The organism is Streptococcus sp. KR, assembly GCF_002238115.1.
In the GTDB taxonomy this organism is placed as follows: Bacteria; Bacillota; Bacilli; order Lactobacillales; family Streptococcaceae; genus Streptococcus.
In genome coordinates this window covers 1-216 of the sequence record NZ_NGVM01000370.1, presented here as the reverse complement: position 1 = coordinate 216, position 216 = coordinate 1, and the positions used below count along the sequence as shown (strand labels likewise).

The 216-nt window shown below is 45.8% G+C and carries 1 pseudogene; it reads right to left on the bottom strand.

Features of this window, described 5'->3' with window-relative positions:
* A pseudogene (locus tag CBI42_RS13375) lies at positions 1-177 on the bottom strand (class II fumarate hydratase); the annotation flags it as partial.
* Positions 178-216 lie beyond the last annotated feature (39 nt).

Below are 216 nucleotides of genomic sequence, written 5' to 3'. Positions count from 1 at the left end.
ACCATTAACGACTGCCGCACACAACTTGATGTTAATAAGTGTCCGGATGACTTCAACTGGCATTAGTGGGCCAGTTGGAAAGTTATGCCTGCTTCGTTCAGTTTGTGGTCCCCACAGCGCGTCCTTTGGAACTTTGACTTGTCCGAGCGTATCTTCTTCAATTCGGTATTCAGTCATGATATCCTCCTGTTAATATTCCGGCTTCCATTGAGTTTC